Source organism: Pseudomonas sp. ATCC PTA-122608 (assembly GCF_001952855.1).
Taxonomy (GTDB): Bacteria; Pseudomonadota; Gammaproteobacteria; order Pseudomonadales; family Pseudomonadaceae; genus Aquipseudomonas.
The window spans coordinates 68887-88246 of record NZ_LPNO01000007.1 but is presented as its reverse complement, the minus strand read 5'-3'; the positions used below and the strand labels follow the sequence as shown (position 1 = coordinate 88246).

16 protein-coding genes and 1 other RNA gene are annotated in these 19360 nt (G+C 60.4%); 8 read left to right on the top strand and 9 right to left on the bottom strand.

The features are described 5' to 3' along the window. Positions 1-124 precede the first annotated feature (124 nt). The 4 genes from AU074_RS08850 (at position 125) to AU074_RS08830 (ending at position 8446) form a co-directional block, all read left to right on the top strand. Positions 125-1807, top strand: coding sequence for a fatty acid--CoA ligase (locus AU074_RS08850; protein ID WP_076014405.1), 1683 nt, complete (start codon positions 125-127; stop codon positions 1805-1807). Positions 1808-2138: 331 nt separating this feature from the next. After that, entirely contained in the window at positions 2139-3998 is a 1860-nt protein-coding gene (locus AU074_RS08845; protein WP_076014404.1) for a DUF1302 domain-containing protein, read from the top strand. Positions 3999-4041: 43 nt separating this feature from the next. After that, a complete protein-coding gene (locus tag AU074_RS08840; RefSeq protein WP_008434250.1) occupies positions 4042-5406 on the top strand; it encodes a DUF1329 domain-containing protein in 1365 nt (454 codons plus the stop codon). Between the two features lie 310 nt (positions 5407-5716). Next, positions 5717-8446: a LuxR C-terminal-related transcriptional regulator gene (locus AU074_RS08830; RefSeq protein ID WP_076014402.1), complete on the top strand. Its 2730-nt coding sequence runs from the start codon at positions 5717-5719 to the stop codon at positions 8444-8446. A gap of 9 nt (positions 8447-8455) precedes the next feature. Here the strand turns inward: AU074_RS08830 and AU074_RS08825 are convergent, their stop codons facing one another. The 5 genes from AU074_RS08825 to AU074_RS08805 are packed head-to-tail and all read right to left on the bottom strand — an operon-like array spanning position 8456 to position 12268. Beyond that, positions 8456-8800, bottom strand: a complete 345-nt coding sequence (locus AU074_RS08825) for a hypothetical protein (protein ID WP_076014401.1) — start codon at positions 8798-8800, stop codon at positions 8456-8458. Between the two features lie 22 nt (positions 8801-8822). Next, a complete protein-coding gene (locus AU074_RS08820) occupies positions 8823-9377 on the bottom strand; it encodes a membrane integrity-associated transporter subunit PqiC (RefSeq protein WP_076014400.1) in 555 nt (184 codons plus the stop codon). A gap of 17 nt (positions 9378-9394) precedes the next feature. Then, on the bottom strand, positions 9395-11050 hold the full coding sequence (locus tag AU074_RS08815) for an intermembrane transport protein PqiB (protein ID WP_076014399.1): 1656 nt from the start codon (positions 11048-11050) through the stop codon (positions 9395-9397). Continuing rightward, entirely contained in the window at positions 11031-11675 is a 645-nt protein-coding gene (locus tag AU074_RS08810) for a paraquat-inducible protein A (protein ID WP_076014398.1), read from the bottom strand. Before AU074_RS08810 ends, AU074_RS08815 begins: the two co-directional genes overlap by 20 nt. Next, complete coding sequence (locus AU074_RS08805) at positions 11672-12268, bottom strand: paraquat-inducible protein A (protein ID WP_076014397.1); 597 nt, start codon at positions 12266-12268, stop codon at positions 11672-11674. Before AU074_RS08805 ends, AU074_RS08810 begins: the two co-directional genes overlap by 4 nt. Before the next feature lie 164 nt (positions 12269-12432). Here AU074_RS08805 and AU074_RS08800 point away from each other — a divergent pair, with 164 nt between their 5' ends. Further along, complete coding sequence (locus AU074_RS08800; protein WP_076014396.1) at positions 12433-13077, top strand: MBL fold metallo-hydrolase; 645 nt, start codon at positions 12433-12435, stop codon at positions 13075-13077. 218 nt (positions 13078-13295) lie between these two features. Then, entirely contained in the window at positions 13296-14072 is a 777-nt protein-coding gene (locus AU074_RS08795; protein ID WP_076014395.1) for an OmpA family protein, read from the top strand. A gap of 68 nt (positions 14073-14140) precedes the next feature. Here the strand turns inward: AU074_RS08795 and AU074_RS08790 are convergent, their stop codons facing one another. From AU074_RS08790 to AU074_RS08775, 4 genes are all read right to left on the bottom strand, one after another. Next, a complete protein-coding gene (locus AU074_RS08790; protein WP_076014394.1) occupies positions 14141-14722 on the bottom strand; it encodes a BON domain-containing protein in 582 nt (193 codons plus the stop codon). Continuing rightward, positions 14719-15312, bottom strand: coding sequence for a phosphoheptose isomerase (locus AU074_RS08785; RefSeq protein WP_003216190.1), 594 nt, complete (start codon positions 15310-15312; stop codon positions 14719-14721). Before AU074_RS08785 ends, AU074_RS08790 begins: the two co-directional genes overlap by 4 nt. Before the next feature lie 92 nt (positions 15313-15404). Then, positions 15405-15776 carry a YraN family protein gene (locus AU074_RS08780; protein ID WP_076014393.1) on the bottom strand — a complete coding sequence of 124 codons (372 nt, stop codon included), beginning with the start codon at positions 15774-15776 and terminating at the stop codon, positions 15405-15407. After that, positions 15776-17587 (bottom strand): penicillin-binding protein activator, encoded by a 1812-nt coding sequence (locus tag AU074_RS08775; RefSeq protein WP_076014392.1) that lies wholly within the window; start codon positions 17585-17587, stop codon positions 15776-15778. Before AU074_RS08775 ends, AU074_RS08780 begins: the two co-directional genes overlap by 1 nt. Before the next feature lie 176 nt (positions 17588-17763). On the opposite strand from AU074_RS08775, the gene rsmI reads away from it, so the two are divergent. Both rsmI and rnpB read left to right on the top strand, forming a co-directional pair. Further along, positions 17764-18669: a 16S rRNA (cytidine(1402)-2'-O)-methyltransferase gene (gene rsmI, locus AU074_RS08770; protein WP_173860368.1), complete on the top strand. Its 906-nt coding sequence runs from the start codon at positions 17764-17766 to the stop codon at positions 18667-18669. Between the two features lie 95 nt (positions 18670-18764). Next, positions 18765-19118: RNase P RNA component class A (rnpB, locus tag AU074_RS08765), an RNA gene on the top strand. Positions 19119-19360: the final 242 nt, after the last annotated feature.

Sequence of the window (19360 nt, the reverse complement as noted above, 5' to 3'; positions counted from 1 at the left end):
GCTGGCGCAAAGCTAGCATTCATTGGGTTCTGCAAATCATTCCTTTGGCTGATTTGGCTGAAACATAAGCGCTCTACAGTGCAGATGTTTCAGCCAAGACCGTGCAGTCAGATAAGGGATTCGTATGTTGCAGACTCGTGTTATCCCGCCCGCCGAAGGCGCCTACCAATACCCGCTGTTGATCAAACGCCTGTTGATGTCCGGGACACGCTACGAAAAAACCCGGGAAATCGTCTACCGCGACCAGTTGCGTTATACCTATCCGACTCTGATCGAGCGCGTCGCCCGCCTGGCCAATGTGCTGACCGAGGCTGGGGTCAAGGCCGGTGACACCGTGGCCGTGATGGACTGGGACAGCCACCGCTACCTGGAATGCATGTTTGCCATCCCGATGATTGGCGCAGTCATCCACACCATCAACGTGCGCCTCTCGCCGGAACAGATTCTGTACACCATGAACCACGCCGAGGACCGCTTTGTGCTGGTCAACAGCGAGTTTGTGGGGCTCTACCAGGCCATCGCCGGCCACCTCACCACCGTCGACAAAACGCTGTTGCTCACCGACGGCGCGGACAAAACCGCCGAGCTGCCCAACCTCGTGGGTGAGTACGAAACGTCATTGGCAGCAGCAAGCCCGCGGTACGACTTCCAGGATTTCGACGAAAACTCCGTCGCCACCACCTTCTACACCACCGGCACCACCGGCAATCCCAAAGGCGTGTATTTCACTCATCGCCAACTGGTGCTGCACACCATGGGCGTGGCGACCATCATGGGCAGCGTCGACAGCGTGCGCCTGCTGGGCACCAACGACGTCTACATGCCGATCACCCCGATGTTCCATGTGCACGCCTGGGGCTTGCCCTATGTGGCGACCATGCTCGGCCTGAAGCAGGTTTATCCTGGCCGCTACGACCCCGAATACCTGGTGGAGCTGTGGCGCAAAGAGAAGGTCACGTTCTCCCATTGCGTGCCGACCATCCTGCAAATGGTGCTCAACGCCAAGGCTGGCCAGGGCGTGGATTTCAGCGGCTGGAAAATCGTCATCGGCGGCAGCGCGCTCAATCGTTCGCTGTATGAAGCATCCAAGGCCCGTGGGATTCAACTGACGGCAGCGTACGGCATGTCCGAGACCGGGCCGCTGGTGTCCTGCGCACACCTCAATGAAGAATTGATGGCCGGTACCGAAGACGAACGCACCACCTATCGCATCAAGGCCGGCGTGCCCGGGCCTTTGGTGGAAGCGGCGATCATCGATGGCGACGGCAACTTCCTGCCCGCCGACGGTGAATCCCAAGGCGAATTGGTACTGCGCGCACCGTGGCTCAGCGAAGGCTACTTCAACGAGCCGGAAAAGGGCGCGGAGCTCTGGGCCGGCGGCTGGATGCACACAGGTGATGTGGCCACCCTCGACGCGTTTGGCGTGATCGATATTCGCGACCGCATCAAGGATGTGATCAAGACTGGCGGCGAGTGGATCTCGTCCCTGGCGTTGGAAGACCTGGTCAGCCGTCACCCGGCGGTACGCGAAGTAGCGGTGGTGGGGATTGCCGACCCGCAGTGGGGCGAGCGCCCGTTTGCGTTGCTGGTGGTGCGTGATGGCCATGTGATAGGGGCCAAGGAGCTCAAGGAACATCTCAAGCCATTTGTGGAATTGGGCCACTTGAGCAAGTGGGCGATTCCAAGCCAGATCGCCGTTGTTACGGAAATTCCCAAGACCAGCGTCGGCAAGCTCGACAAAAAACGTATCCGTATCGACATCATCGAATGGCAAGCGAACAACAGCACCTTCCTCTCTACCCTCTGACACTGCTTGCCGTGCCCTCGCGGGCACGGCGGCGCTCTATTCCGAGCCTTCACTTGTGATTTGCCAATTTTCAGCCATCCTTCCGTCGCTGACCTTCGTCAGCATGGCGAAAAGGACTGTGGCAGACGGGTTGGTGATGCAAATCACACTTTAGAGGGATCAAGCGGTACCCCCTGCTGGCTATAGTTCATCCCAGAGTTTTTCAAGGTGCGGTGCTGTGAACCCGGCGGGTTCATGTGTTCGCCCGGCATTGGAATCGTTGTATTCCGGCCGTTACAAGCTCTTGGAAACGACTCACTGCCATAACAATAATGCACATGGAGTAGCGTCGATGATCTCAGCAAACCAGTTCTGGCGCCGGGCAAAACTGCCTTTGGCCGTCAGCCTCGCCTCTACGCTCGCCGGGCCTGCATTCGGCGTCAGTTTCAACATCGGTGAAATCGAAGGCAGCTTTGATTCGTCCCTGTCGGTCGGGGCCAGTTGGTCGACGGCGGGTCGCAACAAAGACCTGATCGGTGCCAACAACGGCGGCAGGGGGTTGTCGCAAACCTCTGATGACGGTCACCTGAACTTCGACAAAGGTGATTCCTTCTCGAAGATCTTCAAGGGTATCCATGACCTTGAGTTGAAATACGGCGACACCGGCGTGTTTGTCCGGGGCAAGTACTGGTATGACTTCGCGCTGCAAAACGAAGACCTGGACTTCAAGAATGTCAGCAACAACAACCGCAAAGAGGGCGCCAAGTCCTCTGGCGGGCAGATTCTCGATGCGTTCATCTATCACAACTACACCATTGCCGATCAGCCCGGTAACGTGCGGTTCGGCAAGCAGGTGGTGAGCTGGGGTGAGAGTACGTTCATCGGTGGGGGGATCAACTCCATCAACCCGATCGACGTGTCCGCATTCCGTCGTCCCGGGGCCGAGATCAAGGAAGGCCTGATCCCGGTCAACATGTTCTATGTGTCGCAGACGCTGACCGATAACTTGTCGGCAGAAGCGTTCTACCAGTTGGAATGGGACCAGACGGTAACCGACAACTGCGGCACGTTCTTCTCGCAGCCGGACGTGGTTTCCGACGGTTGCAGCAACAACCTGCGGGTGCTGAACAAGCGCTCGACCATTCCAGGCGCGGCACTGCCTACCCTCAACGCCCTGGGCGTGGATGTGAACAACGAAGGTGTGCTGGTGCGCCGTGGGCCGGACCGTGACGCCCGCGACAGCGGCCAGTTCGGCGTGGCGATGCACTACAACTTCGAGCCGCTGGATACCGAGTTCGGCGCCTACTTCATGAACTACCACAGCCGTGCGCCGATCTTCAGCGCCCAAGGTGCGCCAGCATCGGCCTATACCCGGCCTCTTGGGCCGCTGGGTGCGCTGCGGCCGCTGATTGTTGCGGGCAGTTCCAACTACTTCATTGAGTACCCTGAAGACATCCGCCTGTACGGCTTGAGCTTCTCCACCACGCTGCCTACCGGTACCGCCTGGAGCGGTGAGTTGAGCTATCGGCCAAACGCGCCAGTCCAGCTCAGCACCACCGACATTCTCTATGCGGGTGTTACGCCGATCCCGGGCTTCGGGAATGCCTCGGTGCTCAAGGGCAGCCCCGGCCAGGACTTGCATGGCTATAACCGCAAGGAAGTTACGCAGTTCCAGACCACCTTTACGCACTTCTTTGATCAGGTCATGGGCGCCAGCCGTTTGACCACGGTCGGTGAAATTGGCGTGACCCACGTCGGTGGCCTGGAAAGCAAATCCGAGGCGCGTTATGGCCGTGATCCGGTCTTCGGTCCTGGCACGCTGCCAGGCGGGTTCTGTAACGCCCTTAACAACTCGACGGCCAACGGCGCCGGTCTGCCGAATGCCGCTGGCCTGAACACCAACTGCAACAACGATGGCTACACCACGGCCACCTCCTGGGGCTATCGCGCTCGTGCCATCTGGGAATACCCGGATGTCTTCGCCGGTGTAAACCTCAAGCCCAACGTGGCGTGGTCCCATGACGTCAAAGGCTACTCGCCAGGTCCTGGCGGCAACTTCGAAGAGGGTCGCAAGGCCGTCAGCCTGGGTGTCGATGCCGAGTACCAGAACACCTACACCGTCAGCCTCAACTACACCAACTTCTTTGGCGGCAAATTCACCACGGTGGATGACCGTGACTTCATCGCCTTGAGCGCTGGCGTGAACTTCTAAGCACACTCTCTTTAAGCAGTATGTTTTCAGGAAGAACCAGAACATGAAAATAACTAAAAATCTGTTGCAGGTGGGTGTGCTGGGGCTGTCGATCATGGCGGGTAGCGTCATGGCCGCTGTCTCGGCCGATGAAGCCGCCAAGCTCGGCACGACCCTGACCCCGATGGGCGCTGAAATGGCCGGCAACGCGGCCGGCACCATCCCTAAATGGTCGCCACTGCCAACCAATGCCGGCGCCGTGGATGCCCGTGGCTTCCTGGCCAACCCGTACGCCAGCGAACAACCGCAATTCACCATCACCGCGCAGAACGTCGAGCAGTACAAGGACAAGCTGGCGCCGGGGCAGTACGCGATGTTCAAGCGCTACCCGGACACCTTCAAGATGCCGGTCTACCCGACCCATCGCGGCGCCACGGTGCCGGCTGATGTGTTCGCCGCCATCAAGAAAAACGCCACCAGCACCAACCTGGTGTCTGGCGGCAACGGCCTGGAAAACTTCGAAACCGCCGTACCGTTCCCGATTCCGAAAAGCGGCGTGGAAGTCATCTGGAACCACATCACCCGCTATCGTGGTGGCAGCGTGACCCGCCTGGTGACCCAGGCTACGCCGCAAACCAACGGCTCGTTCAGCCTGGTGTACTTCCGCGACCAGTTCGTGTTCCGCGACAAGATGAAGGACTACGACCCGAAAAACCCGGGCAACATCCTGTTCTACTTCAAGCAGCAAGTGACCGCGCCGGCACGTCTGGCCGGTGGTGTGCTGCTGGTGCACGAAACCCTCGACCAGGTGAAGGAACCGCGTTCGGCGTGGGTCTACAACGCCGGCCAGCGCCGTGTGCGCCGGGCACCGCAAGTGTCGTATGACGGTCCGGGTACCGCCGCCGACGGCCTGCGTACTTCCGACAACCTCGACATGTTCAACGGTGCGCCAGACCGCTACGACTGGAAACTGGAAGGCAAGAAAGAGCTCTACATCGCCGAAAACAGCTACAAACTCGACGATCCGAAGCTCAAGTATGTCGACATCATCAAGGCCGGCCACATCAACCAGGACCTGGCGCGCTACGAGCTGCGTCGTGTGTGGCATGTGGTTGCAACCCTGAAGGAAGGCCAGCGCCACATCTACGCCAAGCGTGACTTCTTCATCGACGAAGACACCTGGCAAGCTGCGGTGATCGACCACTACGACGGTCGTGGCCAACTGTGGCGCGTGGCTGAAGCCCATGCCGAGAACTACTACGACAAGCAAGTGCCGTGGTACGCCCTCGAAACCCTCTACGACCTGCAGTCCGGCCGCTACCTGGCACTGGGCATGAAGAACGAAGAGAAGCAGGCCTATGACTTCGGTTTCACCGCCACCACCAGCGACTTCACCCCGGCGGCCCTGCGCCAGGATGGTGTTCGCTAACCTGCTGTAACAGAGGCCGCATCCTCGAAAGAAGCCCCGACTGGTTCGGGGCTTTTTTTTGCGGGACCACTGTGGCGAGGGAGCTTGCTCCCGCTGGGCTGCGTAGCAGCCCCAAAAACGGGAGCGCTGCGCACTCCAGCGGGAGCAAGCTCCCTCGCCACAGAGTGTCGGTCGTTCCAGAAGAAGTCCGGATATTTTTTGTTGTAGTCTTTTTCAGACAATTGTTGCAAAGATCTACAAAGCTGCCGCTTTTACCGCTAGTCTGCGGACATCTGCAATGCCGACAACAGCCTTCTACAAGAGCCCGGCGATGACTGATCTGTCCCGAATTCAAGGGCCTGCCAGCGCGGTCATTCCGACCCTGGAAGGGCGCTTCTATCGACCCCCACTGCCTGACGGCTACGTGTTGCGACCGCGCCTGTGCGAACGGCTGAGTGAAGGTTTGGCCGGGCGTCTGTTGCTGGTCAGTGCTCCGGCCGGCTTCGGCAAGAGTTCGCTGGCGGTGGAGTTCTGCCAAAGCCTGCCGGCCCACTGGCAAAGCCTGTGGTTGGGGCTCAGCCCCCGAGATAACGACCCGGGACGTTTCCTTGAACGCCTGCTCGACGGCCTGCAGCAATACTTTCCGCAGTTGGGAGCCCAGTCCCTGGGCTTGCTGAAAATGCGCCAGCGCCATCAACCCTTTGCGTTTGAAGAGTGGCTCGACGGCCTGCTGGATGAACTGACGGTGCACCTGTCGACCCAGACGCCGCTGTTGCTGGTGCTGGATGACTACCATTTGGCCCAGGGTCCGGTACTCGACCGCTGCCTGCAATTTTTCCTCAACCATCTGCCCGACGGCCTGTTGGTGCTGGTCACCAGCCGTCAGCGCCCCGACTGGCACCTGGCGCGCTTGCGCCTGTCCCGGCATTTGCTGGAGCTGAACGAGCAGGACCTGCGCCTGACTCACGCCGAATCTCTGGCCCTGCTGGATCGCCACAGCAGTTCATTGCGCGGCGAAGCCCTGGATAACTTGATCCGACGCAGTGAAGGCTGGGTCGCCGGCCTGCGTTTCTGGCTGCTGGCGGCCTCCGAAGCCGGCAGCGAAGGCGCCTTGCCCCAAGGCCTGCACGGCGGGGAAGGGCTGATCCGCGATTACCTGCTCGAGGAAGTCATTGACTGCCTGCCAGCGGAAGTCCAGGCGTTTCTCTACGACACCGCGTCCCAGGAGCGCTTTTGCAGCGAACTGTGCGACGCCGTGCGCGAAGCCCACGACAGCACCGAAATCCTGCGCTACCTGCAGGCCCACCAGGTATTCCTGGTCCCGCTGGACGAACAGGGCCACTGGTACCGTTATCACCATCTGTTTTCCGACCTGCTGCGCACTCGGCGCGCGAGTAATGCCGTGTTGCCGGCTGCCAGCCTGCACCTGCGGGCCTGTCGCTGGTTCAATACCCAGGGCTTGATCGATGAGGCGGTGGAGCAGGCGTTGCGGGCCGGTCACCTGGATGTGGCGGCAAACCTGGTGCAGAACCTCTCCGAAGAGCAACTGCTGGCGGAGCAAAACGTCGGCATGTTGCTGCGCTGGAAAATGGACTTGCCCGACAGTCTGTTGATGAGCACGCCCCGTCTGATCGTGCTCTACAGCTGGGCGTTGGGGTTGGCCTGCCAACTGGACGCGGCGCAAGAGTTGGCCAGCCATCTCAGCCGCTTTCTGCCGGCGCCGTCAGCCACCGCGCAAAAGTCGATGTTGGCCCAATGGCTGGCCCTCAGCGGGATCATTGCCCGGGGGCGTGGCGACCGCGAGTTGACCCAGTTGTACTGCAGCGAGGCCCTGGAAAGCCTGCCGCACAAACGCTATGGCCAGCGGTTGATGTGCCTGTCGACCCTGTCCAACCTGGCCATCGTCGATGCTGACCTGTGGCGCGCCCGTGGCTTGAACCGAGAGTCCCTGGAGCTGGCGCAGCGCGTCGGCAATCCGTTGTTCGAGGCATTGGCCCATTACGACCGGGCGCGGGTGCTACAAGCCCGTGGCGAGATCCTGCGCTCTCTGGATGAAGTGCGTCAGGGCCTGCAACGCTTGCAGGGCCTCGCGCCGCAACGCCTGTATGCGGTGCGTGCCCGCTTGGCGCTGTACGAAGGTTATCTGCTGCTGGTGCGTTGCCAGCCTGAAGCCGGGCTGGCTCGCCTGCGTGCCGGTCTGGCTGAGGCGCGGGCCTGCCGGGATATCAGCGTGCTGATCGGTCATTGCGTGATCGCCAGCTTCGAAGGTCGCCGTGGCGACTTTCCCATGGCCTTTGCCGAACTGGCCGAGGCCGAGCGCTTGATGCACATCTGGGACGTGCCGCCGATTTTCTACCTGGCGATGATCACCCTGGTCAAATGCGAACTCTGGCTGGCCCAGGGTCGCACCGACCTGGCCGACGCCTGGCTGACACGGCTGGGGCAAACGTACAACGGTGAACAGGCCGCGGCCGCGCCGGAGTTTCACCCGCACCTTCCGCAACATATCGAGCTGCAACAGGCAGCGCTCGACGCCATCCGGCATCAGCCGGCGGCCTCACTGCAACGGCTCGACGAACTGGCGCACCAGGCCCATAACAGCGGCCGGCAGATGATCAGCCTGATGGCGCTGACCCAGCAGGCGCAGTTGCTGTTGGACGGTGGTCAGGAAGCGCTGGCCCGCCCCGTGTTTGCCCGCGCGCTTGCAGCGGCTGCCGGTGGCGCGATGCAACCCTTTCAGCGCTTGCTGGAGCGCTATCCCGACTGGACGCGGGAGCAGCTTTTGCGGGATCCCTATGGTCAGATGAACCAGAGCCTGCTGGCACGCTTGCCGGATGTTGCGGTGGTTGAAACCCCACACACCCTTGAAACCCTAAGCTCCCGCGAACTGGCGGTGCTGCACCTGATCGCCCAGGGTTGTTCGAACCAGGAGATCAGCAATCAGCTGTTTATCTCCCTGCACACCGTGAAAACCCACGCCAGTCATATCAACAGCAAGCTCGGAGTGGAGCGGCGCACGCAGGCGGTAGCGCGGGCGCAGGAGATGGGGTTGTTGGGGTAGGCACCTCGATCAATGGGACCGGAAGCCCCAAACGATTTCCACCACGCGCTCTGCTACCAGCACATAAACCAGGATCAGCAGCAGCTGAAGCACCAAGTGATAACGAAGCTTGGCCAGCCTGCGGATTCCGTCGCTGACATTCAGCACCATCAGCAAGGTGGAAACCACGATCAAGCCCCAACCGGCCACGCTTGACGCCAGGACGCCGAGGAACAGCTCATGCTTCCCGGACAGCGCGTTGGTACCCGCGGCAAACAGCAGCGCACACACCAGCAGGTTCTTCACATTGTCGAAGACCTGAGTGCTGAAATCATTTTCCAGCAGTTGCAAATACCATTTCCAGAATGTGCGCATGGCTCAATCCTTGGCTCGATGTTTACTGCGCGGCAGGGCATTCACTCGGTAACTTGTCGGCGGCCTGGCTGAGCAGTGCGGCAAACCGTTTGACGTTGTTTTGCTGAGCGATCACCAGGTCATCAATGGTTGGGCCGGATGGCGACTGCACCACCGTGCGACACGTCAGCGGCGTGCGTTCGTCTGTGCCCGTCTGGCGCAGTCGCCATTTGACGTCGAGCAGGGCGTACTGCCCGGGGATCGAGTCAAAGCGCTGTACTTCAATACGCACCGCCAGGTTTTTCCGGTTGCTGGCGAGTTGGTCCACCAGCGCGCTGCGCAGCTCATCCACCAGGCTGGCGGCCCACCATTGCGTCTCAAGAATCGCCACGCCGCTGTCGCCCTGGCGGATGACAATCTGCGGCCGGTCGACCTGCGGCGGCACCGTAATGCTTTCAATGCGGATTTCACCCCCCGCGGTCAGGGACGCATTGCTGCGATGCACCGGCGTCAGGGTGTGAAATTGAATCGGCTCGCTGCGGCACGCCGCAAGCAGCAGCAACCCGGCGAGCAGCGTGATCTTCAGCGGGAAGGCCATGGTGGTTGCTCCTGTGGTCATTTGCGCGGTGGCCCTTGCAGGTCCGATGGCGCAGCGTTGTCGGGGCGACCACGAATCAGGGATTCGGGATGGCGTGCCAGGTAATCCGAAAGCTCTCGCAGGGAGCGCGACATGCGGCTCAGTTCATCCAGCGTCTGGGTCAACTGCTCCCGTTGCGGCGAATCCTCGGCCAGGGTCGAACTGGCTGACTGCAAGGTTTTACTCACGTCGGCCAGAGTGTTCTGCACGCGCGGGAGTGTCTTGGCGTTGACCTGACCGAGGCTTTTGCGCAATTCGACCAGGCTCCCGTCGAGGTTGCCGGCAATCCGCTCGATCGGCAGTTGGTTGATCTTGTTGACGATGCCTTCGAGTTTTTCCTGCAGTTGTTCCAGGTTGCCGGGGATGGTTGGAATATTGACGGGGCGCTGGTTTGGGTCAAACACGACTTTTTCGGCCTTGGGGAAGAAGTCCAGGGCGATGTACAACTGGCCGGTGAGCAGGTTGCCGCTGCGAGCCTGGGCCCGCAGGCCGTGTTCAATGAAGTTGCCCATCAGGCGCACGCCGCCGGCCTCATCGTTAGGGTCATGCTTCAGGACTGTGAGCATTTTGGTGTTGGCTTCGCCGAGGCGTTGCGGGTAAATCACGATGCCGACGTTCACCGGGAAGCTACGTTTTTTCTCGTCGAAATCCAGGTTGATCGACACCACTTTGCCAAACTCGATGCCCAGGAACTCCACCGGCGCACCGACGGTGAGCCCGCGCAAGGCTTGATCGAAACGCAGGTTCAGGTATTGCCCCTTGCCATTGGGCGGGGCCAGCGCGGATTGCTGGTCGGCGAACAGTTCATAGGAGTGCTCCTCACCTGCCGGTTTGTCGTTGGGGCTGTACGGCGGGGCCAGGAAAGCGATGCCGCCCACCAGCATCGAGGACAAGGATTCGGTTTTCAGCGCAAACCCATTGGCGCCAACACTCACGTCAATCCCGCTGGCGTTCCAGAACCGGGTGTTCTCGGTGACGTAGGCGTCATTCGGCGCATGCACGAACACATCGATGTTCACGCCTTTGCCGTCGGTGTCCAAGGCATAGGCCACCACCTGGCCGACGGGGATTTTGCGGTAATAGACCGGGGAGCCGATGTCCAGCGAGCCCAAATCCTGGGTGTGCAAGGTGAAGCGCTTGCCAGGCTCGCCATAGGTGATGGGCGGCGGGTTTTCCAGGCCTGTGAAGCGGTTGGCGCGGGTATCGGACTGGCCGATGTCGGCGCCGATGTAATCCCCGGAGAGCAGCGTGTCGATGCCGGAAACGCCGCCCGCGCCAATACGCGGGCGCACCACCCAGAATTGCGAGTCTTCCCGGGTGAAGCTTTCAGCCTGCTTGGACAGTTTGATCGTGGCGTTGACGCTTTTCTGGTCATCGCTCAACTCCACGTCAGTCACCTGGCCGATCACCACATTGCGGTATTTGACGTCGGTCTTGTTGGCGGTCAGGCCGCTGCCGGTCTTGAAGGTAATGGTGATGCTCGGCCCTTGCTGAAGGATGCTGTGCACCACCAGCGAAATGCCCACCAGCACCGCGACAATCGGCACTATCCACACCAGCGAAACGCTGAAGCGCCCTGTCTTGATCGCGGGTTGGCCGGGGGGCAGCGGTTTGTCAGTGGTTTGCGACGCCATCCGGCATCTCCTCGTTGTGGGGGTTTTCCCAGATCAGGCGGGGGTCGAAACTCATTGCCGAGAGCATGGTGAACACCACCACCAGGCCAAAGAACAGAATACCCAAACGTGGCTCGATGGTACCCAGGGCCTGGAACCGCACCAGGGCCGCCACCAGCGCCACTACGATGACATCCAGCATCGACCAGTAGCCAATCACCTCGACGAAGCGAAACAGCTTCGAGCGCTGCTTGCGTGCCCACTGGTTATTGCGTTGCACGGTGACCAGCAGCAGGGTCAGCGCAACGAACTTGATACCCGGCACCGCGATGCTGGCGATGAAAATGATCAGGGCAATGTCCCAGGCGCCGTGCTGCCAGAACTCCAGCACGCCACTCATGATGGTGCTGTCGGCGCCGGAGCCGAGCATCGAGGTGTTCATCACCGGCAGCAGGTTGGCGGGCACGTAAAACGCCAGTGCCGTCAGCATGTAGGCCCAGGTGCGGGTCAATGAGTGGACCTTGCGCCGGTGCAAGGGCGCATCACAGCGTTCGCACGCATCGGGGTTGGCGCGGGTGTCACAGGCCTGGCCGCAGCTGTGGCACAGGCACAGGTTCAGCTCGCTGGCGGTCGGTGGCCGGCTCATAAGGTATCCCACAAGTCGCGAATATCGCGCCCGGCAATGCGGATCAGCAACAGGCTGAGCGCCGCCAGGGCAAACAGGCCGGTGCCGGGCAATACATCCAGCATCCCGGCGAGCTTGAACACCGCCACCATCGCGCCCAGCAGGCAAACTTCCAGCATGCTCCAGGGCCGGAGGGCTTCGAGCCAGCGCATGCAGACTTTGAACGCCGGTGAGCGCCTGCCCTTCATCGCAAAGCCCAGCACCCACATCAGCAGCAGCAACTGGAAGACTGGCGCGATGATGATGGAGATCGCCGCCACCAGCGCGATAAAGGTAATCGGGCCCTGGGCCAGCGCAACCACGGAGTCCCATAAGGTGGCGCTGCTTTTCAGGCCTTGCAGGCTGATGCTCATTACCGGGTAGAAGTTGGCGAAAACCCACAGCATGGCGGCAGTCAGGGTCAGCGCCATGCGTTGCTCCACCGACAGCCCGTTATAGCGCTGGAGCACGCCTGCACATCGGGTGCAGAGGGTTTTCTGATGTTTGCCGAGCGTGACTTTTTCGTACACGCAATCGCAGTGTTCACAGATGATCAATGGGCTGAGGGTCGCCACGAGTCCCACTCCAAGCGCTATAGGTTGCGCGTTGTACGTCTGGCGCCAGAGTAGCTTAGCAGTTGGCTGGTTTGATACCCGTGCACTTGCGGGTGCTTTCGGATCGGGCGTCTCGTCGAACATACTGTGCCCAAGAGTGTGTCTTCGAATTTGCAGGAATAGCCATGAATATTCAGTCCCCCGCGCTGATCCGCGAAACCTTCCCGGTTGGCCCGTTGCAGTGCAACTGCACAATTATCGGCGACCCCGTCACCAAGAAAGCCATCGTGGTCGATCCGGGCGGCAATCACGAGTTGATCCTGGCGCGCCTCGATGCGCTGGGCCTGAAGGTCGTCAGCATTATTCACACCCACGCCCATCTGGATCACTTCCTGGCTTCCGGGCAGTTGAAGGAAAAGACCGGCGCCACGTTGCACCTGCACAAGGAGGACCAGTTTCTGTGGGACAACCTGGAAATGCAGTGCCAGATGTTCCGCGTGCCGTACACACCCGTGCCGCCGCCGGATCGCTGGCTGGAGGATGAAGAGGAGCTGGCCTGCGGTTGTGGGGTCGCCTTGCACACACCTGGACACACACCGGGCTCAATGAGTTTCTGGTTCGCCGATGCGAAGTTGCTGATTGCCGGCGACACCCTGTTTCGGCGTGGCGTCGGGCGTACGGATTTGTGGGGCGGAGACCAGGCGACCATTGTGCGTTCGATCAAGCAACGGCTCTACACCCTGGATGAGACGGCGGTTGTGGTGGCGGGGCATGGTCCGGACACGCGCCTGGGAGATGAAATGCGTGAGAATCCGTTCGTGCGGGCGTGAAGGGAAACCGGGGTAGTTTTTCGGATACCAAATGGCGACTATCGGACGAAACTTATAGAAAAAATGACAATTACCGTTCAGCAAGTCTCTGCTAGGGTTTGACTGTGCACACCGGTGACCGGACATGGAATTTTTGCCGTTTGTCGTGTTCCAAGCTCGGCACAGGTCCATTGCCAATGTCCTCTGCATCACAGAATGCAAAAGTAGGAGCTTCCTTCATGTTCACTTCTCGTCGTCTGCTTGTTGTCGCTACCGCCGTAGCCTTGTTGTCCGGCTGCGCTTCACCTAATCCTTATGACGGCAGCCAGGGACAGGCGAATAATGGTTCAGAGGGCGGCATCAGCAAAACCGCCAAATACGGTGGCCTGGGGGCCCTGGCCGGTGCGCTGGCAGGTGCCGCCATTGACCACAACAACCGCGGCAAGGGCGCGCTGATCGGTGGCGCTATCGCCGGCCTCGGCGCTGCCGGCTATGGCTACTACGCGGACCAGCAGGAAAAGAAACTGCGCGAAAGCATGGCCAATACCGGGGTTGAAGTGCAGCGCCAGGGCGATCAGATCAAGCTGATCATGCCGGGTAACATCACCTTCGCCACCAACTCGGACGCGATCTCCAGCAGCTTCTACACGCCGCTGAACAACCTGGCGAACTCCCTCAAGCAGTTCAACCAGAACACCATCCAGATCGTTGGCTACACCGACAGCACCGGCAGCCGCCAGCTCAACATGGACCTGTCCCAGCGTCGTGCGCAGAGCGTGGCTAATTACCTGACGTCCCAAGGTGTCAGCCCGACCAACCTGAGTGCCCGCGGGGCCGGCCCGGATAACCCGATTGCCAGCAACGCCGACGTCAATGGCCGTGCCCAGAACCGTCGCGTAGAGGTTAACCTGGGTCCGATTCCTGGCCAGCAATACGGTCAGCCGGGCGCCCAGCAGCAACAGGCGCCGCAACAGAACAACCAGTTCCAAGGCAACCCGTACCAGCAGTACCAGTAACCGCCAGCCAATAAAAAGGGCGCCGTGCAATCAATGCACGGCGCCCTTTTTTGTGGTCGTTGATGACATCAGTCGATGTATTCGAACACCTTCACAATCTTCTGTACGCCCGACACACCTTGTACCAGGTTGGCAGAGCGGGTGGCTTCTGCCTGGGTCAGCAGGCCCATCATGTAGACGATGCCGTTATCAGTGACGATCTTGATCCGCGAGCCGGGGATCGCACTGTCGGTCAGCATCTGGGTCTTGATCTTGGTGGTCAGCAGCGCATCGTTGCTGATCGCCAGCAGCGTGATCGGCTCCATCACCTGCAATTCATTGTGGACTTTCTTGACCCGTTGTACGGCGGAGGCGGCTTGTTCAGCCTGGGCCTTGAGGTCGGCACGCGGGGTTTGCCCGGTGAGCAGCACCACGCCGTTGAAGCTGACGACCACGATGCGCGACGCACCGTTGCCCAGGTCCGGAGCGGCCTTGGAAACGTTGACGGATACTTTGGTTTCGATCAGCGAGTCATCGATTTTGCTGCCGAAAGTACGGGTGCCTTTGTCGTCCTGGATGGGCGTGTCGCGGCTTGCTTCGATTACCGAACTGCAGCCGCTGATGCCTAGGCACAGCGTGATTGCCAATAGGCTAAGGCGTTTAACGGTCATTCTTCACTCCCGAACAGTTGGCTGTCGATCAGATCGCACAGGCAGTGGATCGCCAGCAGATGGACTTCCTGAATACGTGCGGTGACATTGGCCGGGACGCGAATTTCCACGTCTTCGGGCAGCAGCAGCGAAGCCATGCCGCCGCCGTCGCGTCCGGTCAATGCTACGACAATCATTTCACGATCATGTGCGGCCTGGATCGCTTGAATAATGTTCGCCGAGTTACCGCTGGTGGAGATCGCCAGCAGTACGTCACCCGGCTGGCCAAGGGCGCGAATCTGTTTGGAGAAAATTTCGTTGTAGCTGTAGTCGTTGGCGATCGAGGTGATCGTCGAGGTGTCGGTGGTCAAGGCGATGGCCGGCAGGCTCGGGCGCTCACGCTCGAAGCGGTTGAGCAGCTCGGAGGAGAAATGCTGGGCATCGCCGGCCGAACCGCCGTTGCCGCACGAAAGCATTTTGCCTTCGTTGAGCAAGGCGTTGACCATGACCTGACTGGCTTGCTCGATGTGCGGTGCAAGTACGTCCATCGCCTGTTGCTTGGTATCGATACTGGCCTGGAAAAGCTGGCGAATTCGGGATTGCATGTCCATCTGTGTGACCTTAAGTAGCGCGGCTGTTTGGCACAGGAATGTGCAGCCCGCAAAGCAAAGAGCAAAAGTGTGCGGTGTAGATGTCCGGCGAATCAGCTGTCAAAGGCATCTTGCAGCCAGTTCAGATCGGCTGTTCCCCGGGGAGTGCTTTCTATGGCAACCACATCGAAACGGCAGGGATGATCGGCCCAGCGACGCTCTTTGAGCAGGAAAAACTGCGCGGCGAGTATCAGCTTCTGGCGCTTGCGCCCGTCGATACTGGCGAGCGCACCACCCCATTGTGCGTGTTTTCTGTAGCGGACTTCGACAAATACTACTGTATCGCCGTCAAGCATGACCAGATCAAGCTCGCCGCGCTTGCATAACCAGTTCTGCGCCAGAAGGCGCAGACCTTGTTGTTGCAGGTACTCGAGGGCTTGAAGTTCGGCGTCCTTGCCGCTTTGTGCGCTTGACCGCTCAGGCATCAGCGCGGGGTATCAGGCAGGCGCTGGATCTCGCCACCGACGAACTTGGCCCATGGCATCTGGCGGTCGACGCGCTGGTTGGCGCTGACGCCCAGGTTGCCCGACAGGCCGTCAACGCGAGTGTCCGGCAGTGCCTTGAGTTGCCCCAGGCGCGGCGCCAGGCGGTATGCATCCACACCCATCGCGTACAGACGGCCGAGGCTGCCGTTGGCTTGTGGCCATTGGGCGGCGACCTGGTTGCGCAGCGGGTCGGTGGTGTTCAGGAGCCAAGGCGTCTCGCAGAACATCACGTTGGTCATGTCCAGGTACTGGTTTTTGTCGCCACTGGCGCTGAACACGTGGGACGTCGCATACACCGGCACGTCGCCAGCGTATTGGAAGTTCAGGGTCGGCTTGATCTGCTGGGCCAGTTGCGGCGTGACGGCCAGGAAGATGAACTCGATGTCCTGGCGGCGCGACGGCTGGGCGGATACATCCGAACCTACAGTGCTTTGCAGGCTCTTGGCGCGGCCTTCACTTTTGCGCAACTGGAACAGGTCGGCGATCTGCTGGGCCAGGGCTACCGGCTGGTCAACGTACTCGACGCCTACCACGGTGCCGCCATTGGCTTCCCAATCCTGACGGAAGGCTTTGTAGACGCGCTCGCCCCATTCGCCTCTCGGCACCATGGCGGCGGCGCGGTGCAGGCCATCGGCACGGGCGCGACGGGACACTTCACGGGCTTCGTCTTCAGCGGCCAGGCCGAACTGGAACAGTTGCGCCGGGTTCTGGTCGGCTTCGCTGTAGTTCAGGGCGAGGGTGGTGATTGGCAATTGCGGGCGAGCGCTGAGTTGCTTGACCAGCGGTTTCTCCAGGGGGCCGACCACCAGTTGCACGCCGGCAGCTTGTGCCTTGGCGTAGAAGTCATCGATGGAGGTCAGGCGGGAGCTGTCGTAGAACTCGATCACCGGCGGCTTCTGCCCGGCTTGTTCAGCCTGGTAGTGCGCGGCCATGAAGCCTTCGCGCAGCGCCTTCGCGACGCCGGCCAGCGGGCCTTCCTGTGGCAGCAACAGGGCGATCTTGTTCAACGGCTGGCTGGCCAGTTCCTTGAGCTTGGTCAGCGGCTGCGGCAATTGCGAGGCCGCCGGGTGGCCCGGGTTCTGGGCGCGCCAGGTGTCGATGGCCGCTTGCTGTTGTTCCAGGGTGCCGGCGCTCTTGACCGCCTGGGCCAGGCTGATCCAGCCGTCCAGCGTCGGGTTGCCGCTGGCTTGCAGCTGATCGGCAGGCAAGGCTGCAATCAATGCCCAGATGGCTTCGTGGTTGCTGTTGTAGGCGTCGCCCGTCAGCAGCGGAGCCATGGCGACACGCTCGCGAGCGGCGGCCAGGGTCTGGCCGTCGGCTTCATAAGCACGAGCATGCACGGTACCGGTACGGATCTGCTGTTCAGGCGGCAGCTCCTTCAGGTTTTGCAGGCTTGGGTGGTTCAACGCCGTCAACGCGGCCTTGGGCTGGTTGCGGGCCATCGCCAGTTCAGCCGACAGGGTGCTGGCAAATACCTGCGCCGCCGGTTTCAGGGCGTCCAGTGGCACTTGGGCAAGAATCTGCGCCGAGCGTCCCGGGTTGTTTTGGTGGAACGCCAGGTCAGCCGCACTCAAGCGCAACAGCGCGGCTTTTTCCGGAGTCTTGGCCGAAGTCGCCTGTTCGAGCAGTTGCTCGATGCTGGCATCCGGGGTCCGGGGGAGGTCGCCAAGGCTGGACGAGGGCGAGCTGGCGCAAGCCGCCAACAGGGCAGCGAGGCAGAGGGCAGAGAACAGCCGCAGGCAAGCGATCATGTAAGTGTTCCTGATACCGATCAAATTAGCGTGGAATTGTACCCAAGCACTGGCCGGGGCGCGATGTTACTGGCGTGAAACCGTCTATTTAGGTCGTGTAAATGTTGCAAGAGCCTACAGTTGGCTGAAATGGAGCTTGCCCCGAGGGCATATATTCAAGGCGTCTACGCGCTACAATGTGGCTTTTGCCAATCATAGAGGTGTGCGCTTTGACTGCTCCAGGTCCTTTGAATTCCACTGCTGGCTCGCTTTTTGTCGTGGCGACGCCCATTGGCAACCTGGACGACATCAGTGCGCGCGCATTGAAAGTACTGCGTGACGTTAAGCTGATCGCCGCCGAAGACACTCGGCACTCCCAGCGGTTGATGCAGCATTTTGGCATTCCAACACCCTTGGCCGCGTGCCATGAACATAACGAGCGTGAAGAAGGCAGTCGTTTTATCACCCGTTTGTTGGCGGGCGATGATGTGGCATTGATCTCCGATGCGGGGACGCCGCTGATTTCCGACCCTGGCTACCACCTGGTTCGCCAGGCGCGGGCCGCTGGTATCAATGTAGTGCCTGTTCCGGGAGCGTGCGCGCTGATTGCTGCATTGTCTGCAGCCGGCCTGCCGTCGGACCGATTTATCTTTGAAGGCTTCCTGCCGGCCAAGGCTGTTGGTCGTCGGGCGCGCCTGGAACTGGTGAAAGAAGAACCGCGCACGCTGATCTTCTACGAAGCCCCGCACCGCATCCTTGAATGCCTGCAGGACATGGAGCTGGTATTCGGCGGCGATCGCCTGGCCTTGCTGGCGCGGGAAATCACCAAAACCTTCGAAACCCTCAAGGGGCTGCCGCTGGAAGAGCTGCGGGCGTTCGTTGAAGGCGACAGCAATCAGCAGCGCGGGGAATGCGTGGTATTGGTAGCGGGCTGGTCGGCGCCGGAAAGTGAAGACGCGGTCGGCAGCGAGGCAATGCGCATTCTGGATCTGCTGCTCAAGGAGATGCCATTGAAGCGCGCGGCGGCCCTGGCTGCGGAAATTACCGGTGTGCGCAAGAACGTGTTGTATCAAGCCGCGCTTGATAAACAAAAGGGCGAATAGTTCCGGGTTCCAGCCTGCACTCCGTCTGAACATGATGGCATTAGTGTCTTTTAATACTTGTTCTAACGCCGCCGTGCCGTTAACCTGCGCGGCGGAGAGTCGATTGGACAGTCGCTGCCTTCTATGAAAATTAGAGGGGGGAGGAAAGTCCGGGCTCCATAGGGCGAAGTGCCAGGTAATGCCTGGGAGGCGTGAGCCTACGGAAAGTGCCACAGAAAATAACCGCCTAAGTACTTCGGTACCGGTAAGGGTGAAAAGGTGCGGTAAGAGCGCACCGCACGACTGGCAACAGTTCGTGGCTAGGTAAACCCCACTTGGAGCAAGACCAAATAGGGTCCCAAGGCGTGGCCCGCGCTGGGACCGGGTAGGTTGCTAAAGATGTCCAGTGATGGCCATCGTAGACGAATGACTGTTCAAGACAGAACCCGGCTTATAGATCGACTCTCCACCTTTTTCCCTTCTGTCCGAATCTCGGGCAGGAACCTGGTAGTAACGCGAGAATCCCTCCCTGCTGAATCATCAGCAGATGCGTCTTCGTAATACCGAAAAAATCTTACTCTTAATAAATTACTTTAACTTTAAGCCCTAGCTCTTTGAGCTATTTGGCGTTGTTGAGTCAAAATTGCCGTCAAACTCTCGTTTCTCCTCCTTTTACCTTCCTAAATCTCCGTTCTGTAAGGCTTTTCCTTGA

Bases quoted from the DNA above. Each gene is read 5' to 3' on its own strand.
- AU074_RS08775 (WP_076014392.1), bottom strand. From the start codon at position 17,587: ATGATCGCTTGCCTGCGGCTGTTCTCTGCCCTCTGCCTCGCTGCCCTG.
- rsmI (WP_173860368.1), top strand. From the start codon at position 17,764: ATGTGGCTTTTGCCAATCATAGAGGTGTGCGCTTTGACTGCTCCAGGT.
- AU074_RS08800 (WP_076014396.1), top strand. From the start codon at position 12,433: ATGAATATTCAGTCCCCCGCGCTGATCCGCGAAACCTTCCCGGTTGGC.
- AU074_RS08780 (WP_076014393.1), bottom strand. From the start codon at position 15,776: ATGCCTGAGCGGTCAAGCGCACAAAGCGGCAAGGACGCCGAACTTCAA.
- AU074_RS08785 (WP_003216190.1), bottom strand. From the start codon at position 15,312: ATGGACATGCAATCCCGAATTCGCCAGCTTTTCCAGGCCAGTATCGAT.
- AU074_RS08820 (WP_076014400.1), bottom strand. From the start codon at position 9,377: ATGGCCTTCCCGCTGAAGATCACGCTGCTCGCCGGGTTGCTGCTGCTT.
- AU074_RS08840 (WP_008434250.1), top strand. From the start codon at position 4,042: ATGAAAATAACTAAAAATCTGTTGCAGGTGGGTGTGCTGGGGCTGTCG.
- AU074_RS08815 (WP_076014399.1), bottom strand. From the start codon at position 11,050: ATGGCGTCGCAAACCACTGACAAACCGCTGCCCCCCGGCCAACCCGCG.
- AU074_RS08845 (WP_076014404.1), top strand. From the start codon at position 2,139: ATGATCTCAGCAAACCAGTTCTGGCGCCGGGCAAAACTGCCTTTGGCC.
- AU074_RS08790 (WP_076014394.1), bottom strand. From the start codon at position 14,722: ATGACCGTTAAACGCCTTAGCCTATTGGCAATCACGCTGTGCCTAGGC.
- AU074_RS08830 (WP_076014402.1), top strand. From the start codon at position 5,717: ATGACTGATCTGTCCCGAATTCAAGGGCCTGCCAGCGCGGTCATTCCG.
- AU074_RS08850 (WP_076014405.1), top strand. From the start codon at position 125: ATGTTGCAGACTCGTGTTATCCCGCCCGCCGAAGGCGCCTACCAATAC.
- AU074_RS08795 (WP_076014395.1), top strand. From the start codon at position 13,296: ATGTTCACTTCTCGTCGTCTGCTTGTTGTCGCTACCGCCGTAGCCTTG.
- AU074_RS08825 (WP_076014401.1), bottom strand. From the start codon at position 8,800: ATGCGCACATTCTGGAAATGGTATTTGCAACTGCTGGAAAATGATTTC.
- AU074_RS08810 (WP_076014398.1), bottom strand. From the start codon at position 11,675: ATGAGCCGGCCACCGACCGCCAGCGAGCTGAACCTGTGCCTGTGCCAC.